Here is a 15,533-nt window from a genome sequence, read left to right as displayed (position 1 = left end):
CAGGGTTCCGGTCCCTGCCCCGTTCCGCCCTCAGCCCAGTGCCACCCGGCGTGCCTCGCCACCGGTGACGGGTTCACCGGAGGTGGTGGAGTGCAGCACATGGGCGAGGACCTCGGCGCCGCGCACCACACGCGGCCCCGGCCGGTTGAAGTACGCCGGGCCGTCCACCACCCACACCTCACCCGCGCGGACGGCGGGCAGCTCGTCCCAGCCGGGCAGCCGGAACAGCAACTCCCGCTCGGCCTCGGTGCGTTCGGGGCTGAAGCCGCATGGCATCAGCACGATGACCTCCGGCCTCGCGGCCCGTACCGTCTCCCACTCCACCGGTGCGGTGTGCTCGCCCGCCGCCGCGAGCAGTGGCTCGCCACCGGCGTACCGGATCTGGTCGGGGACCCAGTGGCCCGCGGGCCACAGCGGATCCAGCCATTCGATGGCGGCCACCCGGCGGCGCGGGCGCCCCGCGGTGGCCCGCTCCACCGCTCCCAGCCGGTCCCGCAGCGCACGGCACCGTACCTCCGCGACATCCGGAACACCCAGCTCCCGCCCGACCCGGAGCAGGCAGTCCAGGACGTCGTCCAGTGTGCGCGGCTCCAGGCTGAGCACCCGCGGGCCGCCGTCGAGCACCCGCAGGGCCCGCGACACCGTCTCGTAGGAGACCGCGCACACCTCGCACAGATCCTGGGTGAGCACGACATCCGGGGCCAGTCCGGCGAGTGCCCCGGTGTCCAGGGTGTACAGCGACGAGCCCCGGTGGGTGGCGCCGCCGACCGCATCGGAGATCTCACGGCTCGTCATGGCGTCGGTGGTCAGCCCGGCCGCGGTGATCACGGGGACCCGGTCGATCTCGCCCTCGGGCCAGTCGCACTCGTGGGTACGGCCCACCAGGTCCGGGAGCAGACCGAGCTCGGCCACGATGTCGGTGGCGGCCGGAAGCAGGGAGACGATGCGCATACTCCGAGCCTACGAGCGTGCCCGCCCCGACACCGATCAGCGGGCCCGACGACGCTCGGCCCGAGCGGTCAGGGGCGGCGGTTGTGGGTGCCGGGGGTGCGGCCGAAGGAGCGGCGGAAGACATCGATGAAGGCGCTGGTCGAGGACCATCCGCAGCGGTGGGCCACGGTGGTGACGGGCATGCCGTCGGCCAGCATGCGCAGCGCGTGGTAGAGCCGGGACTGGGTGCGCCACTGGGGAAACGTCATACCGAGCTCGGAGCGGAACAGGCGGCTGAGGGTGCGTTCGCCGACCCCGGTCGCCGCACCCAGGGCGGCCAGGGTGCGCGGGTCGTCCGGATGCTCGTGGACGAGGGCGCAGACGGCGGCCAGACGGGGGTCGCTGGGCGTCGGCAGATGTACGGGCCGCTGGGGTGAGGTGCGCAACTGGTCACGCAGCACGGCCCGCAGACGGCGGCGTTCGGCGCTGGTGTCGTCCGGCGAGCGGGTGTACGCGACGATCAGCTCGCGCAGCAGCGGACTGACGCTGAGCACGGTCGGGGCGTCCAGGCGGAGCGGGTTGTCGTCGGCGGGCAGACCCACCAGATGCAGATCGAGGGTGCCGTGGGCGCGATGGGCGTGGACGGTGCCCGCCGGGATCCAGAGGGCGCGGGTGCCGGGGGCGAACCAGGTGCCCGCGTCGGTGCTGACGGCCACCACACCCGAGCCCGCGTAGATGATCTGCTGCTCGTCGTGGCGGTGCGCGTCGATGCTCTCCCCGGCGGCCAGTGTCCGGGCGCGGGTCGGAGCCTTCGGCGTGTGGCGGATATCCGGCATCGATTGGCACTTTATCGGAAGCGGGACACACCGCCACCGGCCCACGATCGGAGGGTGCGAACCACCAAGAGCCCGCCACGCCACGGGCCCATCACGCTGATATCCGTCGGACACGCCTGCGTGGACGTCTACCAGGGAGCGGTGGCCGCGCTGGTGCCGTTCTTCGTCTCCGAGCGGGCGTACACCTACGCCGCGGCCTCCGGCGTCGTGCTCGCCGCCACCCTGCTGTCGTCCGTGGTGCAGCCGCTGTTCGGCGCACTCACCGACCGCTGGGCCATGCCCTGGCTGCTGCCGGTGAGCACACTGGCGGCAGGGGCGGGGGTCGCCCTGAGCGGTCTCGGCGGCTCCTACCCCCTCACCCTCCTCGCCGTCGCGGTGACCGGTATCGGTGTCGCCGCCTACCACCCCGAGGCGGCGCGTGTGGCCCGCGAGGTCAGCCACGGCAGCCACACCGCGATGAGCTGGTTCTCCCTCGGCGGCAACATCGGCTTCGCCCTCGCCCCGCTGATGGTCTCCGCCGTCGTGGCCACCGCCGGACTGCACGCCTCGCCCCTGCTGGCGCTGCCCGCCGTCGCCGGTGCGGCGCTGTGCGCGACCGCGCTGCGGTCGGCCCGCACACCCGCCACCGGGGCGGCCACCGCCCGCGCGGCCACGGCCGTCGGGCGCGCCGACTGGACGTCCTTCACCAAGCTCACCGGGGCCATCGTGTGCCGCTCGATCGTCTTCGTCGGCCTGTCCACCTTCATCTCGCTCTACGTCCGCCAGCGCACCGGCGCGGGCAGCGCCTCCGGCACCGCCGCCCTTTTCGTGCTCTACCTCGGTGGCGCGGTGGGCACCGTGGCCGGAGGCAGACTCGCGGCCCGCTACCAGCGCGTCAGGGTCGTACGGTGGTCCTACGCGCTGACCGTCCTCGCCGTCGCGGGAGTGGTGTTCGTCCCCGGTCCGCCGCTCTACCTCTTCGTCGCGCTCACCTCGGCCGGTCTGTATGTGCCCTTCTCCCTCCATGTCACCCTCGGCCAGGACTACTTGCCGCAGCGGATGGGAACGGCCAGCGGGGTCACCCTCGGCCTGACCGTCAGCGTCGGCGGTATCGCGAGCCCGGCCATCGGCGCCCTCGCGGACGCCACATCGCTGCACACCGCCCTGATACCGCTGATCGCCCTGCCCGGCCTCGGCTGGCTCCTGCTGCGCACACTGCCCGAGCCCGCTACGCCCGAGCCCGTTACCCCCGGCCCCGGCAGGCCCCGGGCGGCAGCCTCTCCGGCCTCTCCTGCCTCTCCGCCGACCGGCGACGCGCGGCCGACACCCGCCACGGACACCGGCCACCACCCCCTGAGTGGCTGATCTCCCCCGGAAGAGCCAGAGCGATATCCCTATCCAGAGGGTCCGCACTTCACTCCCCACAGCGATGTGCGGACCGGCCCCGACTGCGAACGTGACACACGACCGTTCCGCGCTCCGCGGGCGCGCGTGATCGAACCATCAGTCGCGATCGAACCATCAGTACGGAGAGGCAGCCGTGAAGCCGACGTTCGTATCGAGCCCCGGGACCCGCGGGCAACTGGCCGCCAGAATCGGCGCCGCCGCCTGGATCCTGAACGCGGCGCAGTTCCTGGTCGTCCAGCTGATCGTGAGATCCCGCTGGCGTACGCCCTACAGCTGGAAGCGCAACAACATCAGCGATCTGGGCAATGTCCACTGCCGGATATGGGACGAGTCCCGTCCCCGCTACGTCTGCTCACCGCTGCACGGCCTCATGAACACCTCGTTCGCCGTCCAGGGCGTCCTGCTGCTCATCGGAGTACTGCTGACCGGATTCGCCTGGGGCCGGGGAGCGATGGCGTGGACCGCACGGATCCTGTTCGTCATCAGCGCCGGAGGCTGGGTCCTGGTGGGGATGGTGCCCGCCGACGTCAATGAGGATCTGCACGTCCTGGGCGCGCTCCTCATCATGGGCCTCGGCAACATCGGGCTCCTGTGCGCCGGATGCGTCCGCAAGGACTCCCCGCTCGGGCGGATGCGGGCGGTGACCCTCGGCATCGCCGCCACCGCGATACTCGGGGCCTGGATGTTCTTCGGCCAGCACGGCCCCGGTATCGGTCTGGGCGGTATGGAGCGGGTCGCGGCGTTCGCGCCCCAGATCTGGACAGTCGTCGCGGCCCTCGCCGTGTTCCGCGCGGCCGCGGCCGACACCCCCCGGGCGGTGGGGGCCGCGGTGCGCAACGCGGCTCCGTCGGCGGGGCGAACTGAGTAGCCACCTGAGTAGCATTGCTCAGGCCAGGGCCCCGCCCGCCCTCGGACACTGACCCCATGACAACCGCACCACACCATCCCGGCTGGTCCACCCCGCCCGCTCCTGGCCACCTTCCTCCGCACCCCGCAGCCCCGCGTCGGGTCCGGCGGGGCAGGGCGGCCGGCGCGGTCGCGGTACTCCTCGTCCTGGCCGCCGGAGCCGGTGCGACCTGGTGGCTGACCCATGACGAGGACGGATCACCCCTGGCCGGGCGGCCTCGGGTGGCGGATCGCGCGGCGGGACTGTCGTACGGGATTCCCGAGGGCTGGAAGCGCAACAAGGGTGGCCTCATCGACGCCTTCACCTCCTCCATCACCCAGCGCCGCGCCAAGGACGCCCCGGGCGCCGTGGACCATGCCGAGGAGGACGGCAGTGTGGTTCTTGCGGGACGGGGCGGGCCCGTACCGCCCTCCGCCCTGCGGCAGCGGGCGGAGAGCGCGGCGCGCTCGAACGCGGAGTTCTTCTACCCGGACGGCAGCTCGACCCTGGAGGAGTCCCGGGCGGTCGAGGTGGACGACCGTCCCGCGCACACCGTGGCGTTGACCGTACGCGACCGCGAGAGCGGCACCGACCACCATCTGCGGCTGACGCTGGTCTCGGTGCGTGACGACCGTGCGGCCCTTCTCCTCGGTGTGTCCCTGTCCCCCGAGAAGGCGGCGCGGCAGGAGGTGGACACGGTGCTGGAGAGCGCCGGCGTGCTGTGACCGGCCGATTCGCCACGCCGCCACCTCCCGCCCTCAGCCCGCGTAGACGTCCTCGACGTAGCGGCCCAGGACCGTCAACTCCCGCCACCAGTCCAGGGCTTCGTCCTCCGCGGCGCCCGGCGTGTGCCGCGTGTACAGCGCCCGGAACGCGGCGCGCACACCGGGTGCCATACGGCCGCCGTCACCGCACACATGGACCGTCGCCCCCGCGGTCAGCAGCCGCCATACCTCCTCGCCCTCGGCGGCGATCCGGTCCTGGACGAACCGCGGCCCATCGACCGGTGTCTCACTGAAGACGGGCCGCGGTGAGACGGCACCGGCCCGCTCCGCGGTGCGCAGTTCCCCGGCGTGCAGGAAGTCGGTGTCCGGAGCGTCACAACCGAAGTAGCACAGCGCCGGGGCGAGTTCGGCACCCGTCGCCACCAGGGCGCGGCGGTCGGCGATGGCGCCGCGTCCGGAGCGCGCACGGGTGTGCGCGGTCGCGCGCCGTGGAACGTAGGGCGGCCCACGGAAAGGGAACCGTGTGTGCCGGTAGCCGCCTCAGGCGCCGAATCGGCCGCCGGTCAGCCGTGCCAGCGGGCGACGGCGACGAGCGGCACGCCGACGGAGGACAACCACCGCGGCGGCGGTTGCGGCAGCCCCGGCACCGGTGGCGGCGGTCAGGACCTTCCGCGCCTTGACCGCCATCCAGGCGGTACCGGCCGCTGCGGCAGCCTTCTTGGGTGCCTCGACCGCTACGGTACGGCCGGTGGCGACCGCCTTTTCGGCAGTGGCGTGCGCCTTGTCCGCTGCGGCGTGTGTGGCGCGACTCGCGGTTCGGGTCGTCGCCTTTCCCGCCTCCTTCGCGGTGTCCTTGGCCTTGTCCGTCGCCTCCTTGGCCTGGGAGGCGGTCGTCTCCTTGGCCTTGGCGGCGGTGGCCTTCGCGTGTGCGGTGGCGTTCCGGGCAGTGGTGCGTGTGTTCTTTGTTTCGGCCATGGTCTCCGCGTTACCAGTTGGCCCGGCAGCAAACGTCGCGGCGTGTTGCGGCCGGGCGCACGCCGGTGTGCGCACGCCGGTGTGCGGGTGTCGGGCGAGGACATCCAGCGGTGCGCCGGTGAGCTTCGACCGCTCGCAGCGTCCGCGGGACGCACGGCGTCCTAGGCTGACCCCGTGGACGAAGAGCGCGACAGGGGCCGCATCGCCGGGTTTCTCGAGGAAGAACGCCGTATGACGAGGCGGCTCGACGGCCTGGCTCCGGCGGGCCGGGCGGCGCTGGCGGCGTCGGTGGCCCACCGTCTGCTTCCGCACTTCCGGGTGTTCCATGAACGGACCGGGTGTGGGGATCCACTGGTGCTGCACGGCGCCCTGGACGGTGTCTGGGACCTGCTGGAACACGGGACCGCCTTCGACATCGTCACCGTGGGCACGGCCTGCCTGGATCAGGCGTTCGTCGCCGTCGACTTCGGTCATCGGCTCACGGGTACCTCGGTGGGGGAGACCTGGCGAGTGGCGAACGGCGCCGCCACGCCGCTGGTGGAGAACGCCGTCCATGCCGCATGGGCCGTGGCCAGTGCCTGCCATGTCGCCGTCCACAGTGGAGTTCTGGAAACACGTCACTGTCTGCGTTACGGCCGGGACGCCGCGCTGGCATCCGCCCTCCATCGCCGGTCCGCCACGACCCATCCGGCGCCGGACGCACACACCGATCCCCTGGTCGAACGGGAAACGCGCCGTCAGCTGCGCGATCTGGAGCTGTTGGAACACTCCGGCCCCACGACGCATGTGCTCACCACCCTGCGGCAGCCGGTCCAGCCCGACCGCTCGCAGCCGTAGGTGCTGCCCCGGGACGATCTCACAGCCAGCCGAGCGTCCCGAACACGGTCAGCGCGACCGCGTCCACACCGAGGATGGCCGTGACCGCGATGGCCTTGCCGCGCACCGTGCGCATGTCGTGGACGGCGAAGCAGGCGATGAAGAAGGGCACATAGCCCAGGAGGAACACAAACAGCGGAAAGCTCGCCTGCCACCAGGACCAGTCCCAGGTCAGGACGCCCGCCCGGTTCAGCAGGACCTCGACACCCACCGCCGCGGCGGAGTTCACCGCGATCAGGACCGGGCGATTGGGCATGCCCAGGATGCGCACCTCACGTGGTGGCAGAAACTTGGCCGCCACCACGCCCATGATGGCGAACATGAAGCAGATCTCGATATTGAGGCCGATCAGGATCTGATAGGCGGTTTCCCCGCGGGCTCCCCACATGGGGGCGCGGTCGGTGAAGTGGAAGACCAGAGAGTTCCAGATCTCGTTGAACCAGTCCATGCCCCACAGGGCGAGACCGGCGAACAGCACGTTCCAGTTCCTGCGTTCCACCTCGACCGCGTACACGTACAGGACAACCAGGAGCAGCGGTATCACATACCACTCGAAGTGGCTCGCATCGCGGAGCTGGTCGAGCGCAGCTCGGGCGTCGTCCGTCACCGTCCACCTTCCCGTTCTGTGGGGTCCGCAGTGTGCCGGTCCGCGCCACGTACCGCCGCACGTCCTCCTTACCAGTGGGTAACTATGGGGGTGGCCCCCGCCGCGGTCAAGAGCGGCGCATACTCCAACGGGGGCCGCGTGGTACGGCGGTGCTGCTTGCGCTGGCCACCAGCGCGTCCGTGGCCTCGTTCCTCGCCATCCGGTCCTTCTGGCCGTTCCTGGTGGCGGCGTGCTGCTACGCCGTCGCGCAGTCCGGGCTCGGGGCCGCCCGGCAGGCCCTGCTGGCCGGGCTCGTCGCGCCCGGTGAACGGACCGGCGTACTGGCCCATGTGCAGTCGACCGTCAACGCGGGACTCGCGGTGGGGGCCGGGCTCGGTGGCATCGCCCTGTACTCCGGTACGCGGTGCGGTTTTCTCACCGTCTTCGCGGTGGACGCGGTGAGCTTCCTGGCGGGTGCCCTGGTGCTGAGGCGACTGCCCGCCGTCACCCCGGTGTCCCTGGCCAGGGGACCGGCGCTCGCGGTGCTGCGGGACCGTCCGTTCACACTGATCACTCTGCTCAACGCGGTGCTGCTGCTGCGGATGCCACTGCTCAGCCTCGGGATACCGCTGTGGATCAGCGAGCACACCCAGGCGCCGGAGTGGCTGGTGTCCGCACTGTTCCTGCTCAACACCCTGGCCGTGGCCGCGTTCCAGGTGCGCGCCGCGCGAGGGGTCACCTCGATGGGCACGGCGGTGAGCGCCGTCCGCAGGTCCGGGTGGATCCTGCTGCTGTCCTGCGTGGTGTTCGCGGTGTCGGCGGCCGGTGTGCCGGTGTGGGTGGTGGCCTCGGTGCTGCTCGCGGGCGCGGTGCTGCACGTGGTGGGGGAGATGCTGCACTCGGCCGGGTCGTGGCAGATCGCCTTCGGCCTCGCGCCGGACGGCCGGGTCGGCGAGTACCAGGGCTTCTTCGGCACCGGGCTCACCGTGGCCCGTACGGCGGGACCCCTCCTGCTCACGGCTCTGCTGGTCACCTGGGGCGTACCGGGATGGCTGCTGCTGGGCGGGCTGTTCGTCGCCGCGTCGTATGCGATGGGACCGGCGGTGCGGTGGGCCGAGCGGTCGAGACCGGCCGCGCCCGCGTCCGCCCCGTCCGGGACACCGGACGCCGAGACCGTCCAGGCTTAAGGATCAGGGCGGGGCGCTCGCCGACGGGGTCACCGGCGAGCGGTCACCACCGGCGCCACCCGCCCTACCCGGCGCAGCCCTTCGGCCACCATCTCCACCAGCCAGACCGCGACATCCGGCGGCCCTTCCCGCGTCGCACAGCCCATGCGCATCACCCTGGGGACCGTGACCGATGAGCGCAGGCTCGGTCCGCCGGCCGCCCAGTTCATCGGTCTCGCCACGGCCCGCTACGTGCTCCGTGTCCCGTCGGCCGTCGCGCTCCCCCCGACGAGGTCGTCGAGTTCTACGCCCCCGCTGTCCGCGCCCTCCTGGCCTGACGCGACGTGCCCGGCGCCGCACCGTACGGCGTCGGGGGAGGTGCGGCGCCGTACGGGGCCGGGTGCTGGCAGTATCGGCGTATGGCTGAACAGATCATCGCCGCGTGTGACGGGGCATCGAAGGGAAACCCCGGGCCCGCGGCCTGGGCATGGGTCATCGCGGACAGTGACGGTGCGGTGGCGCGCTGGGAGGCGGGGCCACTCGGCACCGCCACCAACAACGTGGCTGAACTGACCGCTTTGCAGAAGCTGTTGGAGACCACCGACGCGGACCAGCCCCTGCAAGTGCGGATGGACTCCCAGTACGCGATGAAGGCGGTCACCACCTGGCTGCCTGGGTGGCGCAGGAAGGGATGGAAGACCGCCTCGGGCTCACCGGTGGCCAACCGAGAGCTCGTGATGCGGATCGACGAACTCCTGGACGGCCGGTCGGTGGAGTTCGTCTACGTGCCCGCACACCAGGTCGACGGCGACCCGTTCAACGCGGCCGCGGACCAGGCGGCCAGTCACACGGCCCGCACTCAGCAGCCGGCGGGCACCTCCCTCGGATCCGCCCTGCCGCCGCCGGAGGCCCCGTCGGCGTCGCGCTCGGGGCGCACCGGCGCCGCGCGCCCGCGCAAGACGGCGGCACAGCGGGGGAGCGGCACCCGGTCGAAGGCGTCCGTCAAGGCGAAGTTCCCCGGCCGGTGCCGCTGCGGTACGCCCTACGGCAAGGGCGAGACGATCATGAAGAACCCCGACGGCTGGGGTCACCCCTCCTGCGCCACGGAAGCCACGGCGGCCGACTAGTACTCCCTCCCGTGCGCCCACCCGGCCGGGGCCCTGCGACCCCGGCCGGGTGGTCACTGTCCGGAGAGGAGACCGGGGAGTTCGCGCATGTCGTGGAAGACGATGGTGCCGGGGCCTTCGAGCCGTTCGGACGGGGTCAGCCCGCCGGCGTAGCCGAAGGCGCGCATCCCCGCGGCGCGGGCGGCCTCGACGCCGGGCCGACTGTCCTCGACGACGGCGCAGGCCGCCGGGTCGACACCCATCCGCTGTGCGGCGTACAGGAACAGATCCGGGGCGGGCTTGCCACGGGCGACCTCGGTGGCGCTGTAGATACGGCCCGCGAAGTGGTCGTACAGGCCGGTGCGGCCGAGGGTGTGGCGCATCTTCTCGTGGGAGCCGCTGGAGGCGACGCAGGTCGGCAGGGTGAGCGCGTCGAGTGCCTCCGGCAGTCCCTCGACGGGGGTGAGGCCCGCGTCCACTGCCTCACGGTGCAGCCGTACGAACCGTTTCTCCCAGAGGGCGGCCGTCTCCTCGCCGAGCCGGGCGGCGATCTGCTCACCGATGGAGAGGCTGGAGCGCCCGATGAACCGCTCGATGACTTCCTCCTCGGTGAGTGGCCAGCCCAACTCCGCGCCGAGGGCGACCTGGACACGTGCGGCGATGCGTTCGCTGTCGACCAGTACACCGTCGCAGTCGAAGATGACGAGTTCTATCGGCTTGATCATCTCGGCAGCATAAGCGCTGGTGTGCGTTGCGCGTTCACCGTATCGTGAGTGACCTTTCTCATCGCTTCAGAAGCAATCATCCGTAGTGGAAGGTCTTGCTGTCCCTCGTGTTCTGGTCCCGGGATAATGGGTTGGGGCCGACCGATTCCCTGACTACGATCGCCGTATGGTCCCTCCTGATCGTCTGGCCGTTTTCGCGGCCGCATCATTTCTGCTCATCATTGTTCCCGGGCCCAGTGTCCTCTTTGTGATCGGACGGGCATTGGCGCAGGGCCGCCGTGCCGCGCTCACCACGGTCGCCGGGAACACGGTGGGGGCGTATGTACTGGTGGTAGCCGTGGCGCTCGGCGTGGGGACGGTGGTCGAGGAGTCGGTCATCGTTTTCACCGCGCTCAAACTGTGCGGCGCCGCCTATTTGATCTATTTGGGGATCAAGGCGGTGCGACAGCGGAAGTCGATGCTCTCGGCTTTCCGGTCACCCGATGGTGCCGCCCAGGGAAGTCGGCGCACCTTCTGGGAGGGATTCGCGGTCGGCGTCACCAACCCCAAGACCATCGTTTTCTTCGCCGCTGTTCTTCCGCAGTTCGTCGACCGCGGCGAGGGTGATGTGGCCGCGCAGATGCTGCTGCTCGGCCTGGTTTTCAACCTGATCGCGATGGTCTGCGACAGCGTGTGGGGACTGGTGGCGGGCACCACACGGGATTGGTTCGCCCGCTCCCCGCGGCGGCTGTCGATGGTGGGCGGCGCCGGTGGGCTCACCATGATCGGTCTCGGGCTCGGTGTGGCCGTGACGGGCCGCAAGGACTAAGGATTTCCGTCACAGCGCCACACCCGAGCCCGCCGCGCACCTCAGGCGTCGTCCAGCGCCGCGAGCAGTGCCCTGGCTTCGGAGTGCAGACGGCCGACGTCAGGGTCGCGGCAGCAGACATCCACCCCCAGGGCGTTCAGATCGGGGCGGTCGGGGAACACGTAGTACGACTGGTAGGCGAGGTAGGGGCGGTATCCGCGGGCCGCGTCCCGGCCGACGGTCAGGGTGGCGGTACACAGCCCGTCATCGGCCCCCGCCTCCGTCTCCTCCTCCGCGAGGTCCACGTCCCGCTCGTACGGCTCGGCCGCCACCGGAAGGTCCAGCAGGGCCTGGGCGAACTCCTTCACATGCGCGACATCGTCGAAGGGGACGAACTCCCGGAAGACCGGTGGCCCGGCCCACAGCAGCCACCGCCGGCCGGTCGCCGCCGGCTCGTACACCACGGACAGCAGCGAGGGGATCTTCTCCTGCGGGTCATCCGGCCAGGCGTGGATGAAGACCTGCTCGAAATCCGGCAGGGAAGTGATCATCGTCGTATGGCCTTTCTCCGTCGTCCCGCCCGGGTCATCATGGTGCCTCGCCGGAGGCCAGGGTGGCCTTCGCCTGACGGCGGGTGAGCCGCCAGATCTGATCCTCGCCGGTCTCGGCCGGAGCGAGGCGCTCGGCTGGGCGACGGAGATGTTCGATGAAGCCAAGGCGGGCCGGAATGGCGCCACTTGCGAGGTTGGCCGGGTCGTGGACGATCTCGACATAGTCGATACCGGGGAGCCGGAAGGCCTGTTCGACCAGGGCGCGGGCGGCCCGGGTGGCGACACCACGGCCGGTGGCGGCGGGGTGCAGCCAGTAGCCGAGCTCGTAGCTGTTGGCCGGAGTGTCATCGTGCCGGAACAGCCCGCAGGCGCCGACGATCCCTCCGTCGAGCACGATCGCGTAGGAGAACGCGTCCCCGTCCGCCCAGCGCTCGGCGCGGCTGGCGAGAAAGGTGGTCGTCCTGGCCAGGCTGTGCTCGGCGACCCAGTGCACCCATGGGCGCAGGTGCTCCAGCGATTCCTCGAGGACCCGGAAGAGCTCCGGAAGGTCCGCCTCGCCGTTGAAGCGGCGCAGCGTCACGCCGTCCAGCTCGATCACCTGCGGTGGAAGGTCCATCCCGGGAGGATCGTATGCGGCTGCTCCGGCGGGCAACGGGATTTCGCAACCCCACGCGGACGTACGGCTGATGTGGGCGCTCAGCCGCGTCGGGCGTAGGTCATGATCGTGACACCGCTGTCGTAGATCTCGCCCGAGACGACGTCGTATCGCTGCGGTGAGTGAGCCGAGTCGAAGAGCGGGATGCCCGAGCCGATCACCACGGGGTTGATCTTGACGATGAGTTCGTCGATCTCGTCGCGGAGCGCGGCGGCGAGCTTGCCGCCGCCGCAGAGCCAGATGTCCAGTCCGTGTTCCTTCTTCAGGGTGCGGACGAACTCCAGTGGGTCCTCGGAGACGAGGCCCATCGCGGCGTCCGGGACGCTGTCCAGGCTGGTGGACATGACGTACTGGCGCAGATGTCCATAAGGACTCGTAGCGCCGTCGCGCAGGCCGAACTCGTAGGTCGCCCGTCCCATCAGCACCGTGTCGAACCGGCGGTTCCCGGTCTCGGCAAGGCCCGGAACCAGGTGCCGGTAGGCCGTGGGGACCGTCTCCGGCATGTGTTCCAGCACCCACGCCCCGTGGTCCTCGCCCTCGATGAACATCGAGTGGTCGGAGTCGGGGGAGGCGATGAAGCCGTCCAGGGTCATGGCGACGAAGTAGATGAGCTTTCGCACAGTGTGTGACCTCCGTGGAGTGGTCAGGAGTACGCGCGCAGGTTGCGCGGTCGGCCAAGCGGGATCCTCGGTGCGCGGGGCCACCTCGTCGAGCAGCCGGAGCGCGTCGACGGCGGCCGGTGACAGCGTGGAGTCGCGCAGCTGCGACAGGGGCATCCACCTCGCCGCATCCGTAGAGCCGTCGACCTCGGTCACCACCGGTGCGCTCCCCGCGAGGGCAACGGCGTAGAACAGCGCGGTGAGGTGCCAACTCACCCCGTTCTGGTGGGCGGTGTAGGTCCGTGCGCTGAGCAGTCGGGCGCTGATCGGTGAGCGCCCTTCTGGGCGGCCCCGATCTTCTCGGCCCCGATCCGTTGTATGCGTTCGCTGCCCCACTGCCCCAGAGGGGCGAGCGCGGCGTTGAGCGAGACACCGTGCTCGGTCAGTGAGTACTCCACCTTCGGTGGCACCTGGCGGAACACCTCGCGATGGACGAGGCCGTCTTCTTCCATCTCCCTCAGATGCTGGATCAGCATCTTCTCGCTGACACCCGGCAACCCGCGCCGGAGCTCGGCGAACCGGCGCGTCCCGTGGTGGTGCAACTCCCACAGGATCAGCGATTTCCACTTCCCCGTGACGACATCCATCGCCGCGTCGATACCGCAGAAGTAGGGACCACGTCGCGCTGACGATGCCATGCGCCTTCTCCAACTCTCCCAGGTGTACTTACCCACAGGTGAGTACCTGACTATTTGGTCCGTACTGGTCAACCCTACCGGCGGCGGAGAGGATCGAACCGAACGATCAACACGAGGGGGAGCCCCGCATCATGACAATGAACAACGATGTCCAGGTGAGTGTTCTCGGGCTGGGCGCGATGGGCAGCGCCCTCGCGGGCGCGCTGGTGAAGGCCGGATACCCGACCACCGTCTGGAACCGCACATCCGGGAAGGCGGACGACCTCGTGGCGCAGGGCGCCACGTCCGCCGCCACGTCCGCCGCCACGGCCGGTGACGCGGTCCGGTCCGGGCATGTGGTGATTGCCTGCCTGCTGGACCACGTATCGGTCCACGAGGTGCTCGACCCGCTCACCGCCGAGCTGGCCGGACGCACACTGATCAACGTCACGACCACCACTCCGGAGCAGTCACGGGAGATGGCCGCCTGGGCCGCCGGTGTCGGGGTGGCGTATCTGGACGGCGGCATCATGGCCGTACCGGACATGATCGGCCGGCCTGGGGCATCGGTCCTCTACAGCGGATCGGCCGAGGTCTTCCATGAGCACAAGCCACTGCTCGAACTGTGGGGAATGAGTACCTACTTCGGTGACGACCCCGGGCTGGCCTCCCTCTACGACCTCGCCCTCCTCGCGGGCATGTACGTCATGTTCGCCGGATTCCTGCACGGGGCCGCCATGGTCGCGCCGGCCGGTGTCACGGCGGGTGAGTTCGCCACCATGGCCGCGCCCTGGCTGACCGCCATGACCGGAGCCTTCGAGGGCTTCGCCGCGGTGGTCGACGGTGGCGACTACACCGTCGAAGGGCAGCAGAGCCTCGAGTTCTCCAGCCTGGATCACCTCGTGACCGCAACTGCCGAGCAGGGCATCAGTACCGAGGTGGTGGCCGTGGTGCAGAAGTTGATTCAGCGTCAGATCGATGCGGGTCACGGACGGGAGGGCTTCCCCCGCATCATCGAGAGCATCAGGCAACCGGCCTGAGAACAACCAGGTCAGCCATAGCGGGCTGAGTTGCATCGGGGCGAAAGCCGCACGCACGAGGTTCCGCGTGCGGCGGCCTCCGTGCTACAACTGGTCTACACCACTGAGTGGCGCAGCTCATGCGCCGCTCGGCACCCCATGGATCAGGCAACGGGCGTTTGCCGTGTTGTTCAGGAGGGCCATCGTGACCCGTGTGACGTCACCGCTTGCCGGGCGTGCCGTCGGCTTGGCGGCAGTGCCGGACCCCGTCTTCTCGGCGGCGATGGTCGGTCCGGGCGCCGCCATCGATCCGGTCAGGGAGCCGCAGGAGGCGGTCGCGCCCCTGGACGGCGTTGTGCTGTCCCTGCACCACCACGCGTTCGTCGTGGTCGACGACGAAGGACACGGTGTACTCACCCATCTCGGCATCGACACGGTGCAGTTGGGCGGCGAGGGCTTCGAGCTCCTGGTCAGCAAGGGCGACACCGTGATCCGTGGCCAGGGTGTGGTGCGCTGGGACCCCGCCGCCGTCGAGGCCGCGGGCAAGTCACCGGTGTCCCCGGTCGTGGCGCTCGAGGCGGCGGCCGACTCCCTGTCCGGTGTCCGTGCCGACGGCGAGGTGAAGCCCGGCGACGGTCTCTTCCTCTGGACGTGACGTCGCTGCCGTCGTCACGGCGGCGCGCAGGACAACCAGCCCCGCGGCGCGGACGCCGCACGACCGGAGACAGGTGAGATGGGAACAACGCTGCGAGGCGTCGGTGTGAGCCACGGAGTGGCGATCGGCGAAGTACGCCGCATGGGCACCGCGATGCTGGAACCGCCGGCCGAGCGGATAGCCGAAGGGGAGGCGCCTCGCGAGCAGGGCCGGGCGCGGCAGGCGGTCGAGGCGGTGGCCGCCGACCTCGTCGCCCGTGGCCACCTCGCCGGTGGCGAGGCCCGGGCCGTCCTCGAGGCGCAGGCGTTGATGGCGCGGGATCCGGAACTCCTGGCCGACGTCGACCGCCGGATCGTCGCCGGAAGCACGGCCGAGCGCGCCGTGTACGACTCC

The 15,533-nt window shown here is 70.6% G+C and carries 19 protein-coding genes and 1 pseudogene; 10 read left to right on the top strand and 10 right to left on the bottom strand.

The genetic code is table 11. From position 1 onward, the window contains the following. Positions 1–30 precede the first annotated feature (30 nt). Both JK363_RS31455 and JK363_RS31450 read right to left on the bottom strand, forming a co-directional pair. Entirely contained in the window at positions 31–951 is a 921-nt protein-coding gene (locus JK363_RS31455) for a cobalamin-binding protein (protein WP_201880436.1), read from the bottom strand. 68 nt (positions 952–1,019) lie between these two features. Next, a complete protein-coding gene (locus JK363_RS31450) occupies positions 1,020–1,766 on the bottom strand; it encodes an AraC family transcriptional regulator (RefSeq protein WP_201880434.1) in 747 nt (248 codons plus the stop codon). Positions 1,767–1,820: 54 nt separating this feature from the next. On the opposite strand from JK363_RS31450, the gene JK363_RS31445 reads away from it, so the two are divergent. From JK363_RS31445 to JK363_RS31435, 3 genes are all read left to right on the top strand, one after another. Further along, the gene (locus JK363_RS31445) at positions 1,821–3,110 is read left to right on the top strand and encodes an MFS transporter (protein WP_307821936.1); all 1,290 of its coding nucleotides are present in this window, start codon (positions 1,821–1,823) and stop codon (positions 3,108–3,110) included. A gap of 175 nt (positions 3,111–3,285) precedes the next feature. Beyond that, on the top strand, positions 3,286–4,020 hold the full coding sequence (locus JK363_RS31440) for a DUF998 domain-containing protein (protein ID WP_201880430.1): 735 nt from the start codon (positions 3,286–3,288) through the stop codon (positions 4,018–4,020). 56 nt (positions 4,021–4,076) lie between these two features. Then, positions 4,077–4,763, top strand: a complete 687-nt coding sequence (locus JK363_RS31435; RefSeq protein WP_201880427.1) for a hypothetical protein — start codon at positions 4,077–4,079, stop codon at positions 4,761–4,763. 33 nt (positions 4,764–4,796) lie between these two features. On the opposite strand, the pseudogene JK363_RS31430 reads toward JK363_RS31435, so the two are convergent. Further along, positions 4,797–5,216: pseudogene (locus JK363_RS31430) on the bottom strand (ferredoxin reductase domain-containing protein); the annotation flags it as partial. Positions 5,217–5,303: 87 nt separating this feature from the next. Then, positions 5,304–5,738, bottom strand: a complete 435-nt coding sequence (locus tag JK363_RS31425; protein WP_201880422.1) for a hypothetical protein — start codon at positions 5,736–5,738, stop codon at positions 5,304–5,306. 174 nt (positions 5,739–5,912) lie between these two features. Here JK363_RS31425 and JK363_RS31420 point away from each other — a divergent pair, with 174 nt between their 5' ends. Then, positions 5,913–6,575 (top strand): DUF416 family protein, encoded by a 663-nt coding sequence (locus tag JK363_RS31420; protein ID WP_201880419.1) that lies wholly within the window; start codon positions 5,913–5,915, stop codon positions 6,573–6,575. Positions 6,576–6,594: 19 nt separating this feature from the next. On the opposite strand, the gene JK363_RS31415 is transcribed toward JK363_RS31420, so the two are convergent. Further along, on the bottom strand, positions 6,595–7,221 hold the full coding sequence (locus tag JK363_RS31415; RefSeq protein WP_201880416.1) for an AF_1327 family membrane protein: 627 nt from the start codon (positions 7,219–7,221) through the stop codon (positions 6,595–6,597). A gap of 149 nt (positions 7,222–7,370) precedes the next feature. On the opposite strand from JK363_RS31415, the gene JK363_RS31410 reads away from it, so the two are divergent. Further along, on the top strand, positions 7,371–8,387 hold the full coding sequence (locus tag JK363_RS31410; protein WP_372444893.1) for an MFS transporter: 1,017 nt from the start codon (positions 7,371–7,373) through the stop codon (positions 8,385–8,387). Positions 8,388–8,785: 398 nt separating this feature from the next. Beyond that, entirely contained in the window at positions 8,786–9,493 is a 708-nt protein-coding gene (locus JK363_RS31405) for a ribonuclease H family protein (RefSeq protein WP_201880410.1), read from the top strand. A 53-nt stretch (positions 9,494–9,546) separates the two neighbouring features. On the opposite strand, the gene JK363_RS31400 is transcribed toward JK363_RS31405, so the two are convergent. Further along, positions 9,547–10,197: an HAD family hydrolase gene (locus tag JK363_RS31400; protein ID WP_201880408.1), complete on the bottom strand. Its 651-nt coding sequence runs from the start codon at positions 10,195–10,197 to the stop codon at positions 9,547–9,549. Positions 10,198–10,363: 166 nt separating this feature from the next. Here JK363_RS31400 and JK363_RS31395 point away from each other — a divergent pair, with 166 nt between their 5' ends. Beyond that, positions 10,364–11,005 (top strand): LysE family translocator, encoded by a 642-nt coding sequence (locus tag JK363_RS31395; protein WP_201880405.1) that lies wholly within the window; start codon positions 10,364–10,366, stop codon positions 11,003–11,005. Between the two features lie 41 nt (positions 11,006–11,046). Here JK363_RS31395 and JK363_RS31390 read toward each other — a convergent pair whose 3' ends face one another. The 4 genes from JK363_RS31390 to JK363_RS31375 form a co-directional block, all read right to left on the bottom strand. Next, positions 11,047–11,535, bottom strand: coding sequence for a hypothetical protein (locus JK363_RS31390; protein ID WP_201880402.1), 489 nt, complete (start codon positions 11,533–11,535; stop codon positions 11,047–11,049). Positions 11,536–11,572: 37 nt separating this feature from the next. After that, positions 11,573–12,151 (bottom strand): GNAT family N-acetyltransferase, encoded by a 579-nt coding sequence (locus tag JK363_RS31385; protein WP_201880399.1) that lies wholly within the window; start codon positions 12,149–12,151, stop codon positions 11,573–11,575. 80 nt (positions 12,152–12,231) lie between these two features. Further along, complete coding sequence (locus JK363_RS31380; protein ID WP_307821935.1) at positions 12,232–13,065, bottom strand: dihydrofolate reductase family protein; 834 nt, start codon at positions 13,063–13,065, stop codon at positions 12,232–12,234. Further along, positions 13,062–13,487 carry a winged helix-turn-helix transcriptional regulator gene (locus JK363_RS31375; RefSeq protein ID WP_201880394.1) on the bottom strand — a complete coding sequence of 142 codons (426 nt, stop codon included), beginning with the start codon at positions 13,485–13,487 and terminating at the stop codon, positions 13,062–13,064. Before JK363_RS31375 ends, JK363_RS31380 begins: the two co-directional genes overlap by 4 nt. 131 nt (positions 13,488–13,618) lie before the next feature. Between JK363_RS31375 and JK363_RS31370 the strand changes: the two genes are divergently transcribed. The 3 genes from JK363_RS31370 to JK363_RS31360 all read left to right on the top strand — a co-directional run. After that, complete coding sequence (locus JK363_RS31370) at positions 13,619–14,506, top strand: NAD(P)-dependent oxidoreductase (RefSeq protein WP_201880391.1); 888 nt, start codon at positions 13,619–13,621, stop codon at positions 14,504–14,506. A 184-nt stretch (positions 14,507–14,690) separates the two neighbouring features. After that, positions 14,691–15,140: a PTS sugar transporter subunit IIA gene (locus JK363_RS31365; RefSeq protein WP_201880389.1), complete on the top strand. Its 450-nt coding sequence runs from the start codon at positions 14,691–14,693 to the stop codon at positions 15,138–15,140. A 78-nt stretch (positions 15,141–15,218) separates the two neighbouring features. Next, a partial coding sequence (locus JK363_RS31360) for a phosphoenolpyruvate-utilizing N-terminal domain-containing protein (RefSeq protein WP_307821934.1) occupies positions 15,219–15,533 on the top strand: 315 nt, incomplete at its 3' end.

It is taken from the genome of Streptomyces coffeae (genome assembly GCF_016741875.1).
Taxonomy (GTDB): domain Bacteria; phylum Actinomycetota; class Actinomycetes; order Streptomycetales; family Streptomycetaceae; genus Streptomyces; species Streptomyces coffeae.
This window is presented reverse-complemented; position numbering and strand designations above follow the sequence as displayed.

What these genes read in the sequence shown, in the direction of transcription:
- JK363_RS31390 (WP_201880402.1), bottom strand. Translation starts at nt 11,535, where the DNA reads ATGATCACTTCCCTGCCGGATTTCGAGCAGGTCTTCATCCACGCCTGG.
- JK363_RS31400 (WP_201880408.1), bottom strand. Translation starts at nt 10,197, where the DNA reads ATGATCAAGCCGATAGAACTCGTCATCTTCGACTGCGACGGTGTACTG.
- JK363_RS31455 (WP_201880436.1), bottom strand. Translation starts at nt 951, where the DNA reads ATGCGCATCGTCTCCCTGCTTCCGGCCGCCACCGACATCGTGGCCGAG.
- JK363_RS31395 (WP_201880405.1), top strand. Translation starts at nt 10,364, where the DNA reads ATGGTCCCTCCTGATCGTCTGGCCGTTTTCGCGGCCGCATCATTTCTG.
- JK363_RS31370 (WP_201880391.1), top strand. Translation starts at nt 13,619, where the DNA reads ATGACAATGAACAACGATGTCCAGGTGAGTGTTCTCGGGCTGGGCGCG.
- JK363_RS31385 (WP_201880399.1), bottom strand. Translation starts at nt 12,151, where the DNA reads ATGGACCTTCCACCGCAGGTGATCGAGCTGGACGGCGTGACGCTGCGC.
- JK363_RS31435 (WP_201880427.1), top strand. Translation starts at nt 4,077, where the DNA reads ATGACAACCGCACCACACCATCCCGGCTGGTCCACCCCGCCCGCTCCT.
- JK363_RS31450 (WP_201880434.1), bottom strand. Translation starts at nt 1,766, where the DNA reads ATGCCGGATATCCGCCACACGCCGAAGGCTCCGACCCGCGCCCGGACA.
- JK363_RS31425 (WP_201880422.1), bottom strand. Translation starts at nt 5,738, where the DNA reads ATGGCCGAAACAAAGAACACACGCACCACTGCCCGGAACGCCACCGCA.
- JK363_RS31375 (WP_201880394.1), bottom strand. Translation starts at nt 13,487, where the DNA reads ATGGCATCGTCAGCGCGACGTGGTCCCTACTTCTGCGGTATCGACGCG.
- JK363_RS31405 (WP_201880410.1), top strand. Translation starts at nt 8,786, where the DNA reads ATGGCTGAACAGATCATCGCCGCGTGTGACGGGGCATCGAAGGGAAAC.